Origin of the sequence: Nitrosomonas supralitoralis (assembly GCF_003011925.2) — a bacterium.
GTDB classification, from domain to species: domain Bacteria; phylum Pseudomonadota; class Gammaproteobacteria; order Burkholderiales; family Nitrosomonadaceae; genus Nitrosomonas; species Nitrosomonas supralitoralis.
On record NZ_PXXU01000093.1, the window covers coordinates 1 to 5,803 of the forward strand.

The following is a 5,803-nucleotide window of genomic DNA, read 5'->3' on the forward strand; positions in this document are numbered from 1 at the left end:
GACTTCGATCATGAGAATCGACAAAATATCCTCACGCGGAACTGTAGCAATCCAAGAAGTTGATATCGATATTAACTCTCCAATAACCTTGTTTTGCGGCGCCAATCGTGCAGGGAAATCAAGTCTATACAACAGCATACGCCATGCATTCACCGGTGTGAATCCTAGTGAGCCATTGAAAAAGAATTACGGCCTGTTGATCAATCGCGCCGATGGCAATAATGTTGGTTACACGTTCGTTGATTACAACGACAACCAAAGAGCATGCATCACCCTACCGAACGGCACCCACGAACTGACAGAACAACTACCGTTCGCCCTGCCCTATTTGCTAAACCCTTCACTGTTCTCCGCAAGCACAACCGATGAGCGCCGCCAATTTCTATTTAATCTTGGCAATCTCAGAAGTGATGGCAAGGAAGTAAGTGAAAAACTCCTGAAAAGTGGCTGCTCTGAGAGTGATGTTGATGAAGTGCTACCTTTTTTGAAATCAAGTTTCGATAATGGTCATAAGCATGCAATGAACAAAATCAAAGAAGCGCGTGCCAACTGGAAAGCTACGACCAGCGAAGCTTATGGCGATAAAAAAGCGGAAGGCTGGAAGGCTCAAAAACAAGAAATATCAGCCAAAGATCCGATTAAATTAGCTGAACAGATAAGCAAAATCGACAGCGAAATTGAATTGCAATCTATCAAAATGGGAGCTATTCAGGCTGAAGTCAATGGAGTGAAAGCCAGAAATTCAGAGGTTGTCCAGTTGCGCGATGCTGCTGAAAAAATCGACAGAATCACAGCCAAATTAGCGAAAGACCGCCAGGAAGTTATTGTTTGGATCGGTAAAGTGAATGATGCCAAACTGCTTTCAGATGGTTTAACTCCTGGAAGCACTGCTTGCAAATGCCCATGCTGCGAAGAAGAACTAATATTCAATGGCAAAGAATTAATCAAGCGTGAAGGTGACCTTCAGGGCGATGAAGATATGGCCGTGAAGCTGCCCGAATACAAGACAACCTTAACCATGCTGAGAAATTCAGTCGCAAACGGTGAGCGTGATTTGCAAGCCGCCATCACTGCGCGCGATCAGTCGGCCGTACTCGAAAAGCAGAACGGTCAAGCGCCAAACGAGGATGCGCTAGTAGAGATAAAAACCAAAATTGAAGCGCTAAAAGCAACGCACAAACAGTTACAGGATGAATTAACTGTTTTGAATGAAAACATTAGGGCCTCCAACGAAGCTGACAAAAAAACCAAACAGGCAGCTAGATATCACGAGGAAGCAAAAGCATGGGATTTGATTGCGAGTGCCTTATCTCCAGAAGGAATTCCGAGCGAAATGCTCTCTGCGGCATTGGAACCGGTAAATGCCCGGATCGCTAGAAGTGTTGAGAAGCTGAATTTCCCTGGCAAAGTGCGAATCGAAAACGACATGACGATCATGGAAGATGATGGGAAGCTATATTCATTCAGTTCAAAAGCCACCAAGTTGCTGATTGATTCAATGATTGCAGAGGCTATTAGCCATGTGTCTGGAATCAAGTTTTTTATGGTCGATGAGTTTGATCTACTCGATCTGCCCAGCCGCAGCGCCTATTTGAATTGGCTGATGGATTTATCAGAGAGCAAGGAAATTGATTCTGTGATTTTATTCGGAACACTCAAGGAATTACCGGCAGGACTGCCCCCGTCTGTTCAAGCGCACTGGATTGAGAATGGAGTCATCGGAAATCTGGCGAAGGTTGCGAATGGGTAGCCAACATCTTGCGATGTCAGATTAATTATGATTAAAGAGTGATGGAGACAAACAAAATGTCTAATTTTATTAGCAAAGTAGAACGAGCAATCATTATGGATATCACACCGAACATTGCCACACATCTCTTAAGCACAAGTGTCGGCAATAGAAAAATACGCGACTGGCACGTTGACGTATTGGCCGGGTCAATGGCTCGAGGAGAATGGAGAATCACCAGCCAGGGAATCGGCATTGATAAAAATGGCAACCTCAGGGACGCGCATCATCGATTAATGGCCGTGGTTAAATCCGGAGTGACGATTCGTAGTGTGGTTGTTATGGGACTTTCATTGAATGCTTATGAAGTTACGGACACCGGCATCGCAAGAAATATGGCTGACCTACTGAATGAAAATAAGCGCATAACAGACATTCTGAATGCAGGGGCACGTCTCTATTTCGACACAACCAGGCCGGTAACTATCGACCAAATGCGGCCAATAATGGATTCGGGATTATACGACACCGCGAAGACATTGATAAAACACTGCAACACAACAAGAACATTTTACTCGTCAGCTACAGTCAAACTGGCAGCATGCATCAATATCATGAACGGTAGCGATGCTGAATATGTATTAACGCAATACCGTGCCCTGTGTCTCCTGGATTTCGCAAGCATGTCACCCGCTTCCATGTCTTTGGTTAAACAAGTCAATGACGGCAAAGCAAATGCCCGAGCCCGCAACCTGGACACAATTTGCAGAGCACTGAGAACATTTGATATACATCAAAAAGATTCAAGCGAATCAAGTGCCAAACCCGATCAAATTGCTGCCGCGATTAAAATAGTCATCGATGTGCTGAATAATAAAATAATTCTAACCGACCAGTACCCAAAACCGGAATCAAAAGCAAATGTCATCAAACCGGTTCAAGTCATAAAGAAACCTAAAAAAACGACTGGCATTGATGACGAACTGAAGGAACTTCTGGACGAAAGAACAACAGAAAGCTACTTACATAAGTCAGGTGACCGCAAGAAATATGTCAACGGATAAAATATTTTTGAACTATATGACCAATAACGCGGATTAACATGCAAATTAGATCCATAATGTTTCACTCCAATTCACCTATTGCTGCTGCAATAGGGATGAATAGGCCGCACCAGCCCGAGTGGATGCCCACACTTAGTCGGAGGGCTGGAATTCTCCCAAAATCCAGTGCGCGCACTTTCCCCCTTTCTTCTCAGCGCACTGGGTTTTCTCCAGATGGGCAAAACTGTGCAGTGGAATTTAACCGAAACCATACCTCGTTGGTTCCCGGACAGTTTTGCCCACCTTTTTTAAATAATTTTTCCCATTTCTCAGGACGCTCGAATGATTAAAGAGCGTCCAATTCTATTTTCTGCTCCCATGATTCGCGCTATTTTGGAGGGGAGAAAAACTCAGACCAGAATGATTATGAAGCATCAACCTCCAGCTGAGGGGTATCAACTTAGTTGGTTGGTAACTACCACAGATCGCGACAAAAAACATTTACAAGGTAAAGCGCACTGGATAAATATAAATGGCAAAAATATTAACAAAAATTCTGAAGTTTATTTCAATTGTCCTTATGGAAAATCAGGCGACCGCCTTTGGGTCAGGGAGACATGGCAACATGAGAATTACCCGTTAGGTCCTTATGAATCAGACTGCCAAGTATTTTATCGTGCAGATTATATGGATGATCCACTGGGTGTGGATCTTGAAAACTCAACAGATAAACTTCGTAGAAAATGGAATCCATCAATCCACATGCCGCGCGAGGCATCCAGAATTCTGCTTGAGATTACGAATGTGAGGATTGAGAGGTTGAGGGATATTAGTGAAGAAGATGCTAAGGCCGAAGGTGCGTATCCAATAGACTTCGGATTTGGTGATTGCTACGCGATGGGATTTAATGAGATTTGGGAATCAATCAACGGAATCGGATCGTGGGATTCAAATCCATACTGCTGGGTTATTGAATTTAAGGTTATATCGAAATAAGCAGATGTGGCCACCAAGGGTTTCTACGTCTTGGCGGCCACGGAGATACTATACAATTTATTTAACGGCCAAAAGTCGAAAAATTTTATTGGATTAAAAAGGAGTTTACATGGATATCTATCAAAAATATCTAGAGTACGTATCAAATCCAGAGGAAAGAACAACCGTCGCAGATTTTCTAGAAAAGTGGAAGCCGACGGGGGGAAAAATTCTAAATGAACTAGAATCGAACAACCTTATAACTGTAGATGAAAGCAATATAATCCATTTAACTGATATTGGGAAAGTAATTATATCAACTTGATATTCAGATGGATCCTGAAATGAAACAAGATATTATGGAAATATGTATTGATGCCGGTATGACCGAAGAAGAATTTTTCACTAAGATGAGGCTATGCTATGCGTCATATGTTGCTGCCCAGTTAGATGAAAATCTGCAAAATGTTGTTGTTCATACAGCAATTTTTCCAGATGGAAATATTGTTATTGAATCACGCAGATTGCCTGGCAACAAAAAGAATACGATAAACTGAAATGAGTATATTCCTAGACGATGATGATGTTGCAAGACTGGCCGGGACTAAGATTAAGTCGCGCCAGGTTGCGCAATTGCGCATCATGGGAATATTATTCTACATCAATGCTGCAGGTCGTCCAGTTGTGCCACGATCAGCAGTAGAAGGCAACAACCAGCCGTTAAATCAAGATCAATCATGGACACCGAACGTGTTAAAACATGGGTAGGAAGCCGAGTGTAAATCATCATATGCCAAAGGGGCTGCGCGCGCGTAAACGTGGCGATAAGGTCTGGTACTACTACGACACAGGCGGGAAGCCACGTAAGGAAATCCCGCTTGGTAATGATTACGCTATAGCCGTGAAGAAATGGGCAGAGTTGCAGATTAACGCAAAGCCACGTCATCAAGAAATTATTACATTCCGGTATGTTGCTGAGCGTTATATTCGGGAAGTTATTCCAAACAAAGCCCCTGCTACACAACACGATAATTTTCGTGAGCTTCAACAGATTTATAAATTCTTTGACGATCCACCTTCCCCTCTGCATGCAATCAAACCGATCCATATCAGGCAATATATGGACTGGCGTAAAACGATACGCGCAAACCGAGAGAAAGCACTCATCAGTCATATTTGGAATAAGGCCCGGGAATGGGGGTATACGGATTTACCCAATCCATGCTCTGGCGTTAAGGGTTTTCGTGAAATAGGTCGCAAAAAGGTTTATATTGACGATGCCACATACAAAGCCGTGCATACCCAAGCAAGTCAACCGTTGCGCGATGCGATGGATTTGGCTTATCTCACAGGTCAAAGACCGACAGACGTGCTTAAAATGACTGAGCATGATATTCAAGAAGGTCATATCTCGGTAACGCAGAATAAAACTGGAACGAGAATGAGGATAGCCATACAAGGTGAATTGTCGATCTTGATTGATCGAATCCTATCAAGGAAATCAACCTATAAAATTCGCAGCTTTTATTTGATCGTTGACGATACAGGCCAGAAATTTACTTATAACTCATTTCGCGGTCACTTCGACAAGGCCCGGGATATTGCTGGTGTGGATAAAGATAAATTTCAGTTCAGAGATATCCGCGCAAAAGCCGGAACCGATAAAGCGGATTTAAGTGGGGATATAAGGCAAGCCCAAAGACAACTTGGACACTCATCAGTGACTATGACTGAGACTTATATTCGCGAGAGAAAAGGAAGTAAAGTAACACCAACAAAGTGACGAATTCTGTTCCGCAAAATAAAAATACCCCGCATGGATAAACGTTCTAAAGAGTTCAATAATTAGTCGTTTGCGGAACGACCAAACCTATATTATCATTTATAATCAACAGTATATCAAGGGACTTAAAATCCCTCGGGCCTAAAACGCCCATGCCGGTTCGATTCCGGCCCCGGGCACCAATAGAAGTTTTCAGTAAGTTTCATATCATATCAAATCCTTTGTAATAATTGAGTTTTTCATAAACTGATAGTATCAGAAGACAGCAGATAG

Annotated in this window: 6 protein-coding genes; all 6 read left to right on the forward strand. The window is 42.9% G+C overall.

Annotated features, from left to right (window positions below; translation table 11 throughout):
* On the forward strand, positions 1-1,750 hold a 1,750-nt coding region (locus C7H79_RS18155; protein WP_106708271.1), incomplete at its 5' end, for an ATP-binding protein.
* A gap of 56 nt (positions 1,751-1,806) precedes the next feature.
* Entirely contained in the window at positions 1,807-2,793 is a 987-nt protein-coding gene (locus tag C7H79_RS16115; protein WP_106708272.1) for a hypothetical protein, read from the forward strand.
* A gap of 321 nt (positions 2,794-3,114) precedes the next feature.
* Complete coding sequence (locus tag C7H79_RS16120) at positions 3,115-3,768, forward strand: ASCH domain-containing protein (protein WP_197714661.1); 654 nt, start codon at positions 3,115-3,117, stop codon at positions 3,766-3,768.
* A 323-nt stretch (positions 3,769-4,091) separates the two neighbouring features.
* Positions 4,092-4,304, forward strand: a complete 213-nt coding sequence (locus C7H79_RS16130; RefSeq protein WP_147383647.1) for a hypothetical protein — start codon at positions 4,092-4,094, stop codon at positions 4,302-4,304.
* Between the two features lies 1 nt (position 4,305).
* Positions 4,306-4,515, forward strand: coding sequence for a DUF4224 domain-containing protein (locus tag C7H79_RS16135; protein ID WP_106708275.1), 210 nt, complete (start codon positions 4,306-4,308; stop codon positions 4,513-4,515).
* A complete protein-coding gene (locus C7H79_RS16140; protein ID WP_106708276.1) occupies positions 4,508-5,530 on the forward strand; it encodes a tyrosine-type recombinase/integrase in 1,023 nt (340 codons plus the stop codon). Before C7H79_RS16135 ends, C7H79_RS16140 begins: the two co-directional genes overlap by 8 nt.
* Positions 5,531-5,803: the final 273 nt, after the last annotated feature.